This is a genomic window from Escherichia sp. WS2035, assembly GCF_046487065.1.
GTDB lineage: Bacteria > Pseudomonadota > Gammaproteobacteria > Enterobacterales > Enterobacteriaceae > Escherichia > Escherichia coli.
This window is the reverse complement of the sequence record NZ_JBJQKD010000019.1, coordinates 62,903-79,340: the sequence shown is the minus strand read 5'-3', so window position 1 is coordinate 79,340 and position 16,438 is coordinate 62,903. Positions and strand designations below refer to the sequence as shown.

The 16,438-nt window shown below is 50.9% G+C and carries 6 protein-coding genes and 2 pseudogenes; 6 read left to right on the top strand and 2 right to left on the bottom strand.

The genetic code is table 11. The features are described 5' to 3' along the window. Nucleotides 1-2 precede the first annotated feature (2 nt). A complete protein-coding gene (locus ACJHX4_RS23420; protein WP_001296049.1) occupies nt 3-329 on the top strand; it encodes a YdbL family protein in 327 nt (108 codons plus the stop codon). A gap of 171 nt (nt 330-500) precedes the next feature. Here the strand turns inward: ACJHX4_RS23420 and ACJHX4_RS23415 are convergent. Then, nucleotides 501-752: pseudogene (locus tag ACJHX4_RS23415) on the bottom strand (helix-turn-helix domain-containing protein); the annotation flags it as partial. Between ACJHX4_RS23415 and ACJHX4_RS23410 the strand changes: the two are divergent. The 3 genes and pseudogenes from ACJHX4_RS23410 to pdxI all read left to right on the top strand — a co-directional run. After that, nucleotides 751-1,079 (top strand): annotated as a pseudogene (locus tag ACJHX4_RS23410) (phenylacetic acid degradation protein PaaY); the annotation flags it as partial. The pseudogenes ACJHX4_RS23415 and ACJHX4_RS23410 overlap by 2 nt on opposite strands. A 327-nt stretch (nt 1,080-1,406) precedes the next feature. Then, on the top strand, nt 1,407-9,422 hold the full coding sequence (locus ACJHX4_RS23405) for an EntS/YbdA MFS transporter (protein ID WP_410239919.1): 8,016 nt from the start codon (nt 1,407-1,409) through the stop codon (nt 9,420-9,422). Between the two features lie 219 nt (nt 9,423-9,641). Then, entirely contained in the window at nt 9,642-10,508 is an 867-nt protein-coding gene (gene pdxI, locus ACJHX4_RS23400) for a pyridoxine 4-dehydrogenase (RefSeq protein ID WP_000097823.1), read from the top strand. Between the two features lie 39 nt (nt 10,509-10,547). Here pdxI and azoR read toward each other — a convergent pair whose 3' ends face one another. After that, nucleotides 10,548-11,153 carry an FMN-dependent NADH-azoreductase gene (gene azoR / locus ACJHX4_RS23395; protein ID WP_000048964.1) on the bottom strand — a complete coding sequence of 202 codons (606 nt, stop codon included), beginning with the start codon at nt 11,151-11,153 and terminating at the stop codon, nt 10,548-10,550. Between the two features lie 200 nt (nt 11,154-11,353). Between azoR and hrpA the strand changes: the two genes are divergently transcribed. Both hrpA and ydcF read left to right on the top strand, forming a co-directional pair. After that, complete coding sequence (hrpA, locus tag ACJHX4_RS23390; protein ID WP_000139528.1) at nt 11,354-15,256, top strand: ATP-dependent RNA helicase HrpA; 3,903 nt, start codon at nt 11,354-11,356, stop codon at nt 15,254-15,256. Between the two features lie 272 nt (nt 15,257-15,528). Next, on the top strand, nt 15,529-16,329 hold the full coding sequence (ydcF, locus tag ACJHX4_RS23385; protein WP_001027935.1) for a DUF218 domain-containing protein YdcF: 801 nt from the start codon (nt 15,529-15,531) through the stop codon (nt 16,327-16,329). Nucleotides 16,330-16,438: the final 109 nt, after the last annotated feature.

Sequence of the window (16,438 nt, the reverse complement as noted above, 5' to 3'; positions counted from 1 at the left end):
TGATGAAAAGAACATTACTTCTTTGTGCATTTCTTGTTGGCTTGGTAAGCAGCAATGTAATGGCATTGACTCTGGATGAAGCCAGAACTCAGGGGCGGGTAGGCGAAACATTTTATGGTTATCTGGTTGCGCTGAAAACAGATGCTGAAACTGAGAAATTAGTAACCGACATTAATGCCGAACGTAAAGCGAGCTATCAACAACTGGCAAAGCAAAATAATGTGTCGGTAGATGATATCGCGAAACTCGCCGGGCAAAAGCTCGTAGAACGGGCCAAACCCGGGGAATATGTACAAGGGATAAACGGTAAATGGGTGCGAAAATTTTAATAGTAAAGCCGCAATATCGGGATAACGCTACAGGAGAAGGCGATTAATCTATTTTCCGGAAACAAGATGATTATTCAAAAACGCCTGTCAAATTGCCTTTCGCCCTGAAAAATGCATAGTCAAATATCTGTTTTAACTAATTCGCGTTGCTGTACATGCAACGCGAATTAGTTAGCGGAATTTACGCCGATTCTCGCCTGGCGTCATCCCAAAGCGTTGTTTAAATACCGTTGAAAAATGACTCTGGTCGGAAAATCCCCAATGAAAGCCAATGCCTGCCAGTTTTTCATCATCTGCGGCATGGCGAATCGCATCTGCACAAAAATCGAGACGACGGTTACGAATATATTGCGCGACCACCAAACCTTTATCGGCAAACATTCGGTACAAACTACGTACTGACATACCTGTATCTCCGACTATTCTTCACGGCTGCATTAACCACCGCCATACATTAGTGGGAATTAACGCGGTAGTGATGGACGGTGTGGTGATTGGTGAGAACAGTATTGTTGGTGTTTCCGCATTTGTGAAAGCCAAAGCAGAAATGCCGACTAATTACTTGATTGTCAGCAGCCCGGCGAAAGCGATTCGTGAACTCAGCGAGCAGGAGCTGGCATTGAGAAAGCAGGGCATCAGGTGCTGGTGACTCGTTGTAAGCAGACGTTGCATCAAGTCGAGCCATTGCGGGAAGTTGAACCTGGCAGGAAACGCCTGGTGTTTGATGAGAATCTGCGACCGAAACAGTAACAGTTATATAATTATTTTTCCCTTTAATTATAAAGCAGAATTATGCTTCTGCTCTGATTTATTTATTTGAGTATTGATTTGTACCGTTTTTTATCAAATGAATGCTTATCTGATGCCATTTAAATCTATAATTCATATAATATACGCAAGTTGTATATTATGCAGGTGTATTCATTCACTCAAATTATAATTACAGATTGTCAGAGAATATGTTTGATTAGGTGCCAATCTACTGGCAATATTGAATGTCCTCTATGTTTTAATTGATTGATTAATTGGTTGGGTTAAGGCATCCGACCTTCTTTATATTCGCCAGAAGGATTTATTATGCAAAGGAAAACTCTATTGTCAGCCTGTATTGCATTGGCTCTGAGTGGTCAGGGCTGGGCGGCAGATATCACAGAGATAGAAACCACCACAGGTGAAAAGAAAAATACCAATGTGACTTGTCCGGCAGACCCTGGAAAACTCAGTCCAGAAGAGCTTAAACGCTTACCCTCTGAATGCTCCCCTGTAGTCGAACAGAACCTGATGCCATGGCTTGCCACAGGTGCTGCTACTGCGTTAATCACAGCCTTAGCCATAGTGGAACTAAACGACGATGATGATCATCATCATCGCAATAATTCTCCACTTCCACCAACTCCACCTGATGATAATTCAGACGACACTCCAGTTCCCCCAACTCCTGGCGGAGATGAGATAATACCAGACGACGGTTCGGATGATACCCCGACGCCTCCCAAACCAATTTCGTTTAATAATGACGTTATCCTCGATAAAACAGCAAAAACGTTAACTATTCGCGATTCAGTTTTTACTTATACCGAGAATGCTGACGGGACTATTTCTCTACAAGATAGCAATGGCCGTAAGGCAACTATTAATATTTGGCAAATTGATGAAGCGAATAACACGGTTGCCCTTGACGGGGTGAGCGCAGATGGCGCAACGAAGTGGCAATATAATCATAACGGTGAGCTTGTTATTACGGGTGATAATGCCACAGTAAACAACAATGGCAAAACCATCGTTGATGGTAAAGATTCCACTGGCACGGAGATCGCCGGTAATAACGGGAAAGTTATTCAGGACGGTATACTGGATGTCAGCGGCGGCGGTCACGGGATTGATATCACCGGCGACAGCGCCACGGTGGACAACAAGGGCGGTATGACGGTTACCGATCCGGATTCCATCGGTATTCTGATCGACGGTGATAAAGCCATCGTCAACAATGACGGCGACAACGCCATCAGCAACGGCGGCACCGGCACACAGGTTAACGGTGATGAAGCCACCGTGAACAATAACGGTAACACCACCGTTGATGGTCAGGGCTCTACAGGTACCGAAATCGCAGGTAATAACGCGGTGGTGAATCAGGACGGTACACTGGACGTCAGCGGCGGCGGTCACGGTATTGATATCACCGGCGACAGCGCCAAAGTGGATAACAAAGGCGGTATGACGGTTACCGATCCGGATTCCATCGGTATTCTGATCGACGGCGACAAAGCCATCGTCAACAACGACGGCGACAATGCCATCAGTAACGGCGGCACCGGCACGCAGATTAACGGTGATGAAGCCACCGTGAACAATAACGGTAACACCACCGTTGATGGTCAGGGCTCTACAGGTACCGAAATCGCAGGTAATAACGCTGTAGTGAATCAGGACGGCACGCTGGATGTCAGCGGCGGCGGTCACGGGATTGATATCACCGGCGACAGCGCCACGGTGGACAACAAGGGCGGTATGACGGTTACCGATCCGGATTCCATCGGTATTCTGATCGACGGTGATAAAGCCATCGTCAACAATGACGGCGACAACGCCATCAGCAACGGCGGCACCGGCACGCAGGTTAATGGCGATGAAGCCACTGTAAACAACAACGGCAACACCACCGTTGATGGTCAGGGCTCTACAGGTACCGAAATCGCGGGTAACAACGCGGTGGTGAATCAGGACGGTACACTGGATGTCAGCGGCGGCGGTCACGGTATTGATATCACCGGCGACAGCGCCACGGTGGACAACAAGGGCGGTATGACGGTTACCGATCCGGATTCCATTGGTATTCTGATCGACGGCGACAAAGCCATCGTCAACAACGACGGCGACAATGCCATCAGCAACGGCGGCACCGGCACGCAGATTAATGGCGATGAAGCCACTGTAAACAATAACGGTAACACCACCGTTGATGGTCAGGGCTCTACAGGTACCGAAATCGCGGGTAACAACGTGGTGGTGAATCAGGACGGTACGCTGGATGTCAGCGGCGGCGGTCACGGTATTGATATCACCGGCGACAGCGCCACGGTGGACAACAAGGGCGGTATGACGGTTACCGATCCGGATTCCATCGGTATTCTGATCGACGGCGACAAAGCCATCGTCAACAATGACGGCGATAACGCCATCAGCAACGGCGGCACCGGCACGCAGGTTAACGGTGATGAAGCCACCGTGAACAATAACGGTAAAACCACCGTTGATGGTCAGGGCTCGACCGGCACGGAAATCGCGGGTAATAACGCTGTAGTGAATCAGGACGGCACGCTGGACGTCAGCGGCGGCGGTCACGGGATTGATATCACCGGCGACAGCGCCACGGTGGACAACAAGGGCGGTATGACGGTTACCGATCCGGATTCCATCGGTATTCTGATCGACGGTGATAAAGCCATCGTCAACAATGACGGCGACAACGCCATCAGCAACGGCGGCACCGGCACACAAATTAACGGTGACGATGCGACCGCGAACAACAACGGCAAAACCATTGTCGACGGCAAAGATTCCACCGGCACGGAAATCGCGGGTAATAACGCTGTAGTGAATCAGGACGGTACGCTGGACGTCAGCGGCGGCGGTCACGGTATTGATATCACCGGCGACAGCGCCACGGTGGACAACAAGGGCGGTATGACGGTTACCGATCCGGATTCCATCGGTATTCTGATCGACGGCGACAAAGCCATCGTCAACAACGACGGTGACAACGCCATCAGTAACGGCGGCACCGGCACGCAGGTTAACGGTGATGAAGCCACCGTAAACAATAACGGTAAAACCACCGTTGATGGTCAGGGCTCGACCGGCACGGAAATCGCGGGTAACAACGCGGTGGTGAATCAGGACGGTACGCTGGACGTCAGCGGCGGCGGTCACGGTATTGATATCACCGGCGACAGCGCCACGGTGGACAACAAGGGCGGTATGACGGTTACCGATCCGGATTCCATCGGTATTCTGATCGACGGTGATAAAGCCATCGTCAACAACGACGGCGACAACGCCATCAGCAACGGCGGTACCGGCACACAAATCAACGGTGACGACGCGACCGCGAACAACAGCGGCAAAACCATTGTCGACGGCAAAGATTCCACCGGTACCGAAATCGCGGGCAACAATGCGGTGGTGAATCAGGACGGCACGCTGGATGTCAGCGGCGGCGGTCACGGTATTGATATCACCGGCGACAGCGCCAAAGTGGATAACAAAGGCGGTATGACGGTTACCGATCCGGATTCCATCGGTATCCAGATCGACGGTGATAAAGCCATCGTCAACAACGATGGCGACAATGCTATCAGCAACGGCGGCACCGGCACGCAAATTAACGGCGATGAAGCCACCGTGAATAATAACGGTAACACCACTGTTGATGGCAAAGACGCCACCGGCACGGAAATCGCGGGTAACAACGCGGTGGTGAATCAGGACGGCACGCTGGATGTCAGCGGCGGTGCTCACGGGATTGATATCACTGGAGACGGCGCCATTGCAAACACGACAGGAGCGATCACTGTAGCGGATACGGACTCTGTCGGTATTCAGGTTGATGGTAATGCAGTGACCGTCAGCAATGACGGAGACAGCACCATTACTAACGGCGGTACGGGCACGCAGGTTAACGGCAACGATGCTCAGGTCAACAATACTGGCAACACCACGGTAGACGGCAAAAACTCCACCGGAACAGAAATTACGGGCAATAACGGCACTGTAAATCTGGATGGTGGTCTGATTGTGACGGGTGGTGCCTATGGCGTGGAGATCGCTGGCGACAGCGCCGCGCTAAACAATGAAGGAGATATTTCGGTTTCCGATGAGGGCTCAATTGGCGTACTCATCAACGGTGAAAAAGCAACCGTATCCAACACGGGTGATGTTAACGTCAGCAATAACGCGACAGGTTTTGACATTACCACTAATGAAGGGAATATTTCGCTGGCAGGCAGTATGCAGGTGGGCGACTTCTCTACCGGGATGGATCTAAACGGTAATAACAACAGCGTCACGCTGGCGGCAAAAGATCTGAACGTCACCGGTCAGAAGGCGACAGGCGTGAATGTATCCGGCGATGCCAACACTATTAATATCACCGGTAATGTTCTGGTAGATAAAGATCAAACGGCTGATAACGCGGCAGATTATTTCTACGACCCGTCTGTGGGGATTAATGTCAACGGTAGTGATAACAATGTCACTCTGGACGGTAAGTTAACGGTTGTTGCTGACAGTGAACTTACTACACGCGGTTCTGCTGGCGCCATTATATTTGATGGCAGCCAGGAGAATATCACCGGACTCAGCATTGCAGGTGATGGTAATACTTTCCGTCTGAATGGCGGTATTCAACTGGTTGGTGAGGCGAACAAGCTAACTGACGGTTCCACTATTGCATCCGAGCGGAAAGGCAGTGGAAAGGTACCTCTTGTCAGTGTTGATGGAAAATCGTCCGTTCATCTGAACGGGGATTCCACTATTAGCGGTGATGTGCTGCTCGGCAATACACAAATCATTGATTTGCGGAATGGTGCCATGCTGGACGTCGGTGCGGATGCCACGATCAACATGCAGGTTGATACTTACGAGCGTTATGCTATGTCAGCCGATCACCTCATTGATGCATCGTCTGGCTCTCAGTTGGTCAATAACGGTGATATTAATCTCCGAAGCATCGGTTTTGCCGCTATTACTGGTGAGGATTCATTCGGAAGCAACACTGGCAATCTCACGCTTTCTCAGTACCTCGATGGGCTGTTTGCAAACGGAGGGTATGGCTATTTAGCCACCAAAGGGGCCAGTGTCGTGAACACAGGCACTATCACTACGAAAGTGGCGGAACAAGAGAGCGTAATCAACCTTGGAGCGTCACTGGGTTTTAATGATTTAGTCTTTTATAACGCAGCGAACAGTATGACGGGCCTTAGCGCCAAAACTCATGGTTATGTACTTAATGAGAACGGCGGCAAAATCGAGATGTTCGGACGTGGCAATGTCGGTATGTTGGCCATCGATGAAAGTACGGCAGAAAACGCGGGGCAGATTACACTGGATGCACTGTGGGTTGATGTAAACGATACAACAACTTTGCGTGACAACATTGGTAACGACGCCAGAGGATATTCTGTTGGTATGGGCGTTGGGACAGATGCTGGCAGTGGACCGAGGAAGAACGCCACAGCAGTCAACCAACAGAGTGGTGTTATCACCGTTTATAACGCCGGAATTGGTATGGCCGCCTACGGCGCTGGTAATACGGTTATTAACCAGGGCACCATTAATCTGGAGAAAAACGGTAATTACGATAGTAGCCTGGGCGTGAATTCGCTTATCGGTATGGCTGCATATAACAGTGGTACCGCCATTAACGATCAAACCGGTGTTATCAATATTAATGCTGACAATGGGCAGGCATTTTATAGCACTGGTAACGGTGTCATTCTTAACTATGGCACCATTTGTGTTAACACTAATTGCCTGACGGGCAATGACTATAATGATACTGACTCCTATACCTCGATATTATACACGGGTGGCGATGTCATCACTGCACAGAGTGAAACACAAAGTCTGACCAAAAAAGCCACGATTAGCGACAAAAAAGACGGTAATGTTGTTAACAGTGGTGCGCTTTCCGGTGCTGATATTGCGATTAGTAGCGGTAAGTTAGTTAATACATCAACGGGTACGATTAATAACGCAATAATTATCAACGGCGGTGCGTTAAGTAACGAAGGCTCTGTGGCGAAGGTGACGCAAAACGCCGGTACTTTCAATAACACAGGGTCGGTTAACAGTCGTATGACTCAGACAGGAGGAACGTTCAATAACCAACAGGGCGGGACGGTGAAGAACGGCTCCGGACTGGCCAACAGCGCTATTGCTAATAACATGGGGATCTGGTCCCTTGGCGATACGAGTAGTGGTAGTAATGCCAGCATGCTGGAAATTAATAATAATGCCGTGTTCAAAAACAGTGGTGACTTCATTCTGGATAATAGCAAAAACGCTGTTCATCTGAATCAGTCAGGTACGTTCTACAATACCGGGAAAATGTTGCTATCCAACTCTTCCCATAGCGGCGTACTAAATTTCTGGGGTGGGAATGGGCGCTTTATTAACGGCGGTATTGCGGATGTCACGGCGAAATCTTTGGCCGTAAGCGCCAGTGATGCCGGGAGCAGCAATGCCTTCTTCTGGAACCAGAGCAATGGGGTCGTCAATTTTGATAAAGACAGCGGCGTTGCAGTGAAATTCATTCACAGCAATTACGTTGCGCAGAATGACGGCACCATGAATATTAGCGGTAATAACGCTATTGCGATGGAAGGGGATAAAAACGCACGACTGGTTAACAACGGCACGATCAACCTCGGAACGTCGGGCACGACCGACACGGGCATGATCGGGATGCAACTGGACAGCGGCACGACAGCTGATGCGGTCATTGAGAACAATGGCGCCATCAACATTTACGCCAACAACTCCTTTGCATTTAGCATGTTGGGTTCCGTAGGCCACCTCGTGAACAACGGCACAGTGACTATTGCCGATGGAGTGACAGGTTCCGGGCTAATCAAGCAAGGTGACAGCGTTAACATTGAAGGTGTGAACGGCAATAACGGTAACAATAGCGAAGTGCATTATGCTGATTACACTTTGCCTGATGTACCTGGCTCGTCGGTTTCTGTTGCGGCCAGCACCCCGTCCAGTGACGGAAGCCAGAACAAACTGAATGGTTATGTTGTAGGAACCAGTTCTGACGGCAGTGCCGGCAAGCTGAAAGTGAACAATGCAAGCCTGAAAGGGGTTTCTGTTAACACCGGATTTACGGCTGGAACCAGCTCCACCTCCGTGACCTTCGACAACGTCGTTCAGGGCAGTAATCTGACCGACGCAGAGACGATTACATCGACCTCTGTGGTATGGAACGCGCAAGGCACTACTGACGCCAGCGGCAACGTTGATGTCACGATGACTAAAAATGCCTACACCGATGTAGCAACAGATTCATCTGTTAACACCGTCGCGCAGGTACTGGATGCGGGCTATACCAACAACGAGTTGTACAGCAGCCTGAACGTAGGCACCACGGCGGAACTGAACAGTGCGCTGAAACAGGTCAGCGGCAGCCAGGCAACAACGGTATTCAATGAAGCACGAGTGTTAAGTAACCGCTTCAGCATGTTGTCCGATGCAGCACCGGAAGTCGCAAACGGTCTGGCCTTCAACGTGGTAGCGAAAGGCGACCCGCGTGCTGAACTGGGTAACGACACACAGTACGACATGATGGCGCTGCGTAAATCTCTGACGCTGACTGAACATCAGAACCTGAGTCTGGAATACGGGATTGCGCGTCTGGAGGGTAATGGTTCAGATACCGCAGGCGATAACGGAGTGACAGGCGGTTACAGCCAGTTCTTCGGTCTGAAACACCAGATGGCCTTTGACAACGGTATGAACTGGAATAACGCCCTGCGTTATGATGTGCACCAGCTCGACAGCAGCCGCTCGGTAGCGTACGGCGATATCAATAAAACAGCCGATGCTAATGTGAAACAACAGTACCTGGAGTTCCGTAGTGAAGGGGCGAAAACCTTTGAGCTGCGTGAAGGGCTGAACGTCACGCCATATGCCGGGGTTAAACTGCGTCACACACTGGAGGGTGGCTATCAGGAACGCAATGCGGGTGACTTTAACCTGAGCATGAACAGCGGTAGCGAAACGGCAGTGGACAGCATTGTTGGGCTGAAACTGGACTATGCCGGTAAGGACGGCTGGAGTGCGAACGCCACGCTGGAAGGCGGCCCGAACCTGAGCTATGTGAAAAGCCAGCGAACTGCGAGCGTTTCGGGCGCGGGAAGCCAGCGTTTCAACATTGATGATGGTCAGAATGGTGGTGGTTTCAACAGCCTGGCGACAATGGGTGTGAAATACAGCAGCCAGGAAAGTGCGTTGCAGGTAGATGCATTCCACTGGAAAGAAGACGGCATCAGTGATAAAGGTGTGATGCTAAACTTCAAGAAAACGTTCTAATTTTTAGCATGTAATGCATAAACCGCAACGCTGATACAGGTTGCGGTTTTTTTATTGCCGGATGCGGTGCTTGACGTGTCTTAACCTGCCTGGGGTTTCGTGTCTTTCAGGGCAACAGTACAACTCATCCCGCAATCTTGTTTACACCCTCGCATTATTTATCTCTTTTCGTTTCTATACTGATTTTTCTTAATCCGTTTTATTACAGGGCAGGGTGCGATGAGCAGCAACACATTTACTCTCGGTACAAAATCCGTTAACCGTCTTGGTTATGGCGCGATGCAACTGGCTGGTCCTGGGGTTTTTGGCCCCCCAAGAGATCGCCACGTCGCTATAACCGTGCTGCGCGAGGCGCTGGCATTGGGCGTCAATCATATTGATACCAGCGACTTTTATGGTCCGCACGTCACCAATCAGATTATCCGCGAAGCGCTTTATCCTTACTCTGACGACCTGACAATTGTCACTAAAATTGGTGCGCGGCGTGGAGAGGACGCATCCTGGTTACCCGCATTTTCTCCGGCAGAGCTGCAAAAAGCGGTACACGATAATCTACGTAATCTCGGCCTGGACGTACTGGATGTGGTTAACCTGCGCGTTATGATGGGGGATGGTCATGGCCCAGCGGAAGGATCGATTGAGGCCAGCCTGACAGTGCTGGCGGAGATGCAACAACAAGGTCTGGTAAAACATCTTGGCCTGAGTAACGTCACACCGACGCAGGTTGCAGAGGCGCGAAAGATTGCCGAAATCGTCTGCGTGCAGAACGAATACAACATTGCCCACCGTGCTGATGACGCAATGATTGATGCTTTGGCTCGTGATGGCATTGCCTACGTGCCGTTCTTCCCGCTCGGGGGCTTTACGCCGCTGCAATCCTCCACGCTTTCCGATGTTGCTACAAGCCTTAATGCGACACCAATGCAGGTGGCGCTGGCGTGGCTGTTACAGCGTTCACCGAATATTTTGCTGATTCCTGGCACCTCTTCGGTGGGGCATCTGCGGGAGAATATGGCGTCCGATGAATTAGTGCTAACGGATGACGTGCTGGCAACGCTGGACAGTATTGCGCAAAAGGCGGGTTAAATAAAAAACCTCCCACTTTCGTGGGAGGCATCATAAATCTTATGCAGCAACAATACTGTCGATGGCTGCTTTTGCGTCAGACTGTGCTTTCGCTGCCATTTCCGGGCCGTACGCGATCCCTTCGGCGAAGACAAATTTCACATCGGTAATGCCGATAAAGCCCAGGAATGTGGACAGATATGGCGTTACCAGATCCGTTGGGCCATCTTTATGGATCCCACCGCGGCTGGTGATAACGATGGCTTTTTTACCGGTGACCAGGCCTTCCGGACCCTTCTCGGTATAGCGGAAAGTAACGCCTGCACGTGCAACCAGGTCAAAATAGTTTTTCAACTGGGTCGAGATATTGAAGTTATACATCGGTGCCGCAATAACGATAACGTCGTGGGCTTTCAGCTCGGTAATCAGCTCATCGGAAAGCGCCAGAGCTTCCTGCTGACGCGGAGTCAGCGGCGCATCGCTCGGACGCAGTGCACCAACCAGTTCACCATCCAGGACCGGAATCGGATTTGCAGCCAGGTCACGCACGGTGATTTCATCAGCGGAGTGCTTTTCGCGCCATTGTTCAACAAAATAATCGGACAACTGATTAGACTGAGAGTACCCTGCCAGGATGCTGGATTTAAGAACTAATACCTTGCTCATGGTGTTTCCTTATAGATATTTGAATGGGCAATGCCCCGTTGCTTGTTGACACTTTATTCACAATCCTGCCACAGAGATAGCGCAATAAATCGAAGCCTATGTTCGAATTTATTGAACAACGCATAGAAAGCTGCGATGTGGTACTCTATATCTATCATTTAAAAGAAAATTAATCAGGCAGCCTACTGCCCACTAACGTTATGACAGAACAACAAAAATTGACCTTTACTGCCTTGCAGCAGCGGCTGGATTCGTTGATGCTGCGTGACAGATTGCGTTTTTCTCGCCGTCTGCACGGTGTGAAGAAGGTTAAAAATCCTGATGCACAACAGGCCATTTTCCAGGAGATGGCGAAAGAGATTGACCATGCGGCAGGGAAAGTCCTGCTGCGTGAAGCGGCACGACCGGAGATTACTTACCCGGACAATTTGCCGGTTAGTCAGAAAAAGCAGGACATTCTCGAAGCGATTCGTGACCACCAGGTGGTGATCGTCGCCGGGGAAACGGGTTCCGGTAAAACGACTCAGCTACCGAAAATCTGTATGGAGCTGGGGCGCGGGATTAAAGGGCTGATCGGCCATACCCAGCCGCGTCGGCTGGCGGCGCGAACGGTGGCGAACCGTATTGCGGAAGAGCTAAAAACGGAGCCGGGCGGTTGCATCGGTTACAAAGTGCGTTTCAGCGATCACGTCAGTGATAACACGATGGTCAAGCTGATGACCGACGGTATCCTGCTGGCGGAGATCCAGCAAGACCGCCTGCTGATGCAGTACGACACCATCATTATTGACGAAGCGCACGAACGCAGCCTGAATATCGATTTTCTGCTCGGCTATTTGAAAGAGTTGCTGCCGCGGCGTCCTGACCTAAAAATCATTATCACTTCCGCGACTATCGACCCGGAACGCTTTTCGCGCCACTTTAATAATGCGCCGATTATCGAAGTCTCCGGTCGGACCTATCCGGTGGAAGTGCGCTATCGCCCGATTGTTGAAGAAGCCGATGATACCGAGCGCGATCAGTTGCAGGCGATTTTTGACGCCGTAGACGAACTGAGCCAGGAAAGCCCTGGCGACATTCTGATCTTTATGAGCGGCGAGCGAGAAATTCGCGATACCGCCGATGCGCTGAACAAGCTGAACTTACGCCATACCGAAATCTTGCCGCTTTATGCACGGCTTTCCAACAGCGAACAGAACCGCGTGTTCCAGTCGCACAGCGGGCGACGCATTGTACTGGCGACCAACGTCGCGGAAACCTCGCTGACCGTACCGGGTATTAAATACGTTATCGACCCAGGTACAGCGCGTATCAGCCGCTACAGCTATCGCACCAAAGTGCAGCGTTTGCCGATTGAGCCAATTTCGCAGGCTTCAGCTAATCAGCGTAAAGGCCGCTGTGGTCGTGTGTCCGAAGGGATCTGTATTCGTCTCTATTCCGAAGACGATTTCCTTTCGCGCCCGGAGTTTACCGATCCGGAGATTCTGCGTACCAACCTGGCCTCGGTTATTTTGCAGATGACCGCACTGGGCTTGGGCGATATCGCCGCATTCCCGTTTGTCGAAGCACCGGATAAACGCAATATCCAGGATGGCGTGCGTCTGCTCGAAGAACTGGGCGCGATCACCACTGATGAACAGCAAAGTGCTTATAAACTGACGCCGCTCGGTCGTCAGCTCTCGCAGTTGCCTGTCGACCCACGTCTGGCGCGTATGGTGCTGGAAGCGCAAAAACATGGCTGCGTGCGTGAGGCGATGATTATCACGTCCGCGCTCTCCATTCAGGATCCGCGCGAGCGTCCGATGGATAAACAGCAGGCAGCTGACGAAAAACATCGTCGCTTCCACGACAAAGAGTCTGACTTCCTGGCATTTGTGAATCTGTGGAATTATCTTGGCGAGCAGCAAAAGGCGCTTTCTTCAAACGCCTTCCGTCGCCTGTGTCGTACCGATTATCTCAACTATCTGCGCGTGCGCGAATGGCAGGATATCTACACCCAGTTGCGCCAGGTGGTGAAAGAACTTGGCATTCCGGTTAACAGCGAACCGGCGGATTATCGCGAAATTCACATTGCGTTGCTGACCGGTTTGCTTTCGCATATCGGCATGAAAGATGCCGATAAACAAGAATATACCGGCGCACGTAACGCGCGTTTCTCCATCTTCCCCGGTTCTGGTTTATTCAAAAAGCCGCCGAAATGGGTAATGGTGGCGGAACTGGTAGAAACCAGCCGCCTGTGGGGGCGCATTGCTGCGCGGATCGACCCGGAATGGGTGGAGCCAGTTGCTCAGCATTTGATTAAACGCACCTACAGCGAACCGCACTGGGAACGGGCGCAGGGCGCGGTGATGGCAACGGAAAAAGTCACTGTTTATGGTTTGCCGATTGTTGCCGCGCGCAAGGTCAACTACAGCCAGATCGATCCGGCGTTATGTCGTGAACTCTTTATTCGCCACGCGCTGGTGGAAGGTGACTGGCAGACGCGTCACGCATTCTTCCGCGAAAACCTGAAACTACGGGCGGAAGTAGAAGAGCTGGAACACAAAACTCGTCGCCGCGATATTCTGGTGGATGACGAAACGTTGTTTGAGTTCTACGACCAGCGCATCAGTCACGATGTGATCTCTGCACGCCATTTCGACAGTTGGTGGAAAAAAGTCAGCCGCGAAACGCCTGATTTGCTCAACTTTGAAAAGAGCATGTTGATCAAAGAAGGGGCGGAAAAAATCAGCAAGCTGGATTACCCGAACTTCTGGCATCAGGGCAATCTCAAGCTGCGTTTGAGTTATCAGTTTGAGCCGGGGGCAGATGCTGACGGCGTGACCGTACATATTCCGCTGCCGCTGCTTAACCAGGTTGAGGAGAGCGGGTTTGAGTGGCAGATCCCCGGCCTGCGCCGTGAGCTGATCATCGCCCTGATTAAATCGTTGCCGAAGCCGGTACGCCGTAATTTTGTACCTGCGCCAAACTATGCCGAAGCGTTTTTAGGCCGCGTCACACCGCTGGAATTGCCGTTGCTCGACAGCCTTGAACGAGAGCTTCGGCGGATGACTGGCGTCACCGTTGACCGCGAAGACTGGCACTGGGATCAGGTGCCCGATCACCTGAAAATCACCTTCCGCGTGGTGGATGACAAAAACAAGAAGCTAAAAGAAGGGCGCTCATTACAGGATCTGAAAGACGCCCTGAAAGGCAAAGTGCAGGAAACGCTGTCTGCCGTGGCGGATGACGGTATCGAGCAGAGCGGTTTACATATCTGGAGTTTTGGTCAACTGCCGGAAAGCTACGAGCAGAAGCGCGGCAACTACAAAGTGAAGGCTTGGCCGGCGCTGGTGGATGAGCGTGACAGCGTAGCGATCAAACTGTTTGATAACCCGCTGGAACAGAAGCAGGCAATGTGGAACGGTCTTCGCCGTTTACTGCTGCTAAATATTCCATCGCCGATCAAGTACTTGCACGAAAAGCTGCCAAACAAAGCCAAGCTGGGGCTGTACTTTAACCCGTATGGCAAAGTGCTGGAGCTGATCGATGACTGTATCTCCTGCGGTGTGGATCAACTGATCGACGCCAATGGTGGCCCGGTCTGGACGGAAGAAGGCTTTGCTGCGCTGCATGAAAAAGTCCGTGCTGAACTGAACGACACGGTGGTGGATATTGCGAAGCAGGTCGAGCAAATCCTCACTGCGGTGTTCAATATCAACAAACGTCTGAAAGGGCGGGTGGATATGACCATGGCGCTGGGGCTTTCTGACATTAAAGCGCAGATGGGCGGGCTGGTGTATCGCGGTTTTGTCACTGGTAACGGCTTCAAACGACTGGGCGACACGCTGCGATATTTGCAGGCAATTGAAAAACGACTGGAAAAACTGGCGGTCGATCCACATCGCGACCGTGCTCAGATGCTGAAAGTCGAAAACGTCCAGCAGGCGTGGCAGCAATGGATCAACAAACTACCGCCTGCACGTCGTGAGGATGAAGACGTGAAAGAGGTCCGCTGGATGATAGAAGAGCTGCGCGTTAGTTACTTCGCTCAACAACTTGGCACGCCTTATCCGATTTCGGATAAGCGTATTTTGCAGGCGATGGAGCAGATTAGCGGTTAACACTGCTATTTGCCTGATAAATCTAAAACCCGGTAAGCATTTAGCGCCGGGTTTTTTATTAATTCTAAAAACGATAAGGGAAAAAATTCAGGAGTTCAGAAAAATACAATTCTCTGCTGCAAGATGAATAATGTTTATCTACAGCATTTCCTTAAAAGATATGTCAGGCTTGCGGAGTGGCAGTTCAGGAAATACGACTTCCTCCTTTCAGAGTGCTCCGCTTCTCACTATTATCTCACGCAGTATTCTTAAGGGAACGATAAGGAGGAACCATGAATATTACCCCGTTTCCGACGCTTTCGCCGGCAACCATAGATGCCATAAATGTTATCGGACAGTGGCTGGCGCAGGATGATTTCTCCGGTGAGGTGCCGTATCAGGCCGATTGCGTGATCCTTGCAGGCAATGCGGTTATGCCGACTATCGATGCGGCATGTAAGATTGCCCGCGATCAGCAAATTCCTTTACTGATTAGTGGTGGTATCGGTCACTCGACAACTTTTTTGTATAGCGCCATCGCACAGCATCCGCACTACAACACTATCCGCACCACTGGCAGAGCAGAAGCTACCATTCTGGCGGATATCGCTCATCAGTTCTGGCATATTCCGCATGAAAAAATCTGGATTGAAGACCAGTCAACAAACTGCGGTGAAAACGCACGCTTTAGCATCGCGTTATTGAATCAGGCTGTAGAACGAGTTCATACGGCTATCGTTGTTCAGGACCCCACCATGCAGCGGCGCACGATGGCGACGTTCCGCCGTATAACCGGGGATAATCCCGATGCACCACGCTGGTTAAGTTATCCCGGATTCGTTCCTCAGTTAGGAAATAACGCAGAGAGTGTAATCTTTGTTAATCCGTTGCAAGGATTATGGCCGGTTGAGCGTTATCTATCGCTACTCACTGGCGAGCTGCCGCGTTTACGCGATGATAGCGATGGCTACGGCCCCCGCGGGCGAGATTTTATCGTTCACGTTGATTTTCCGGCAGAAGTCATTCAGGCATGGCAAACGCTGAAACATGATGCGGTGCTCATCGAGGCGATGGAAAGTCGCTCGTTACGTTAAAAATTGCCCGTTTGTGAACCACTTGTTTGCAAACGGGCATGATTTCTGACTTTTATTTCTGCCTTTTATTTCTGCCTTTAATTCCTTTTACACTTGTTTTTATGAAGCC

Excerpts from the sequence above, each read along its gene's own strand:
- pdxI (WP_000097823.1), top strand. The coding sequence starts at position 9,642 with ATGAGCAGCAACACATTTACTCTCGGTACAAAATCCGTTAACCGTCTT.
- ydcF (WP_001027935.1), top strand. The coding sequence starts at position 15,529 with ATGAATATTACCCCGTTTCCGACGCTTTCGCCGGCAACCATAGATGCC.
- hrpA (WP_000139528.1), top strand. The coding sequence starts at position 11,354 with ATGACAGAACAACAAAAATTGACCTTTACTGCCTTGCAGCAGCGGCTG.
- ACJHX4_RS23420 (WP_001296049.1), top strand. The coding sequence starts at position 3 with ATGAAAAGAACATTACTTCTTTGTGCATTTCTTGTTGGCTTGGTAAGC.
- ACJHX4_RS23405 (WP_410239919.1), top strand. The coding sequence starts at position 1,407 with ATGCAAAGGAAAACTCTATTGTCAGCCTGTATTGCATTGGCTCTGAGT.
- azoR (WP_000048964.1), bottom strand. The coding sequence starts at position 11,153 with ATGAGCAAGGTATTAGTTCTTAAATCCAGCATCCTGGCAGGGTACTCT.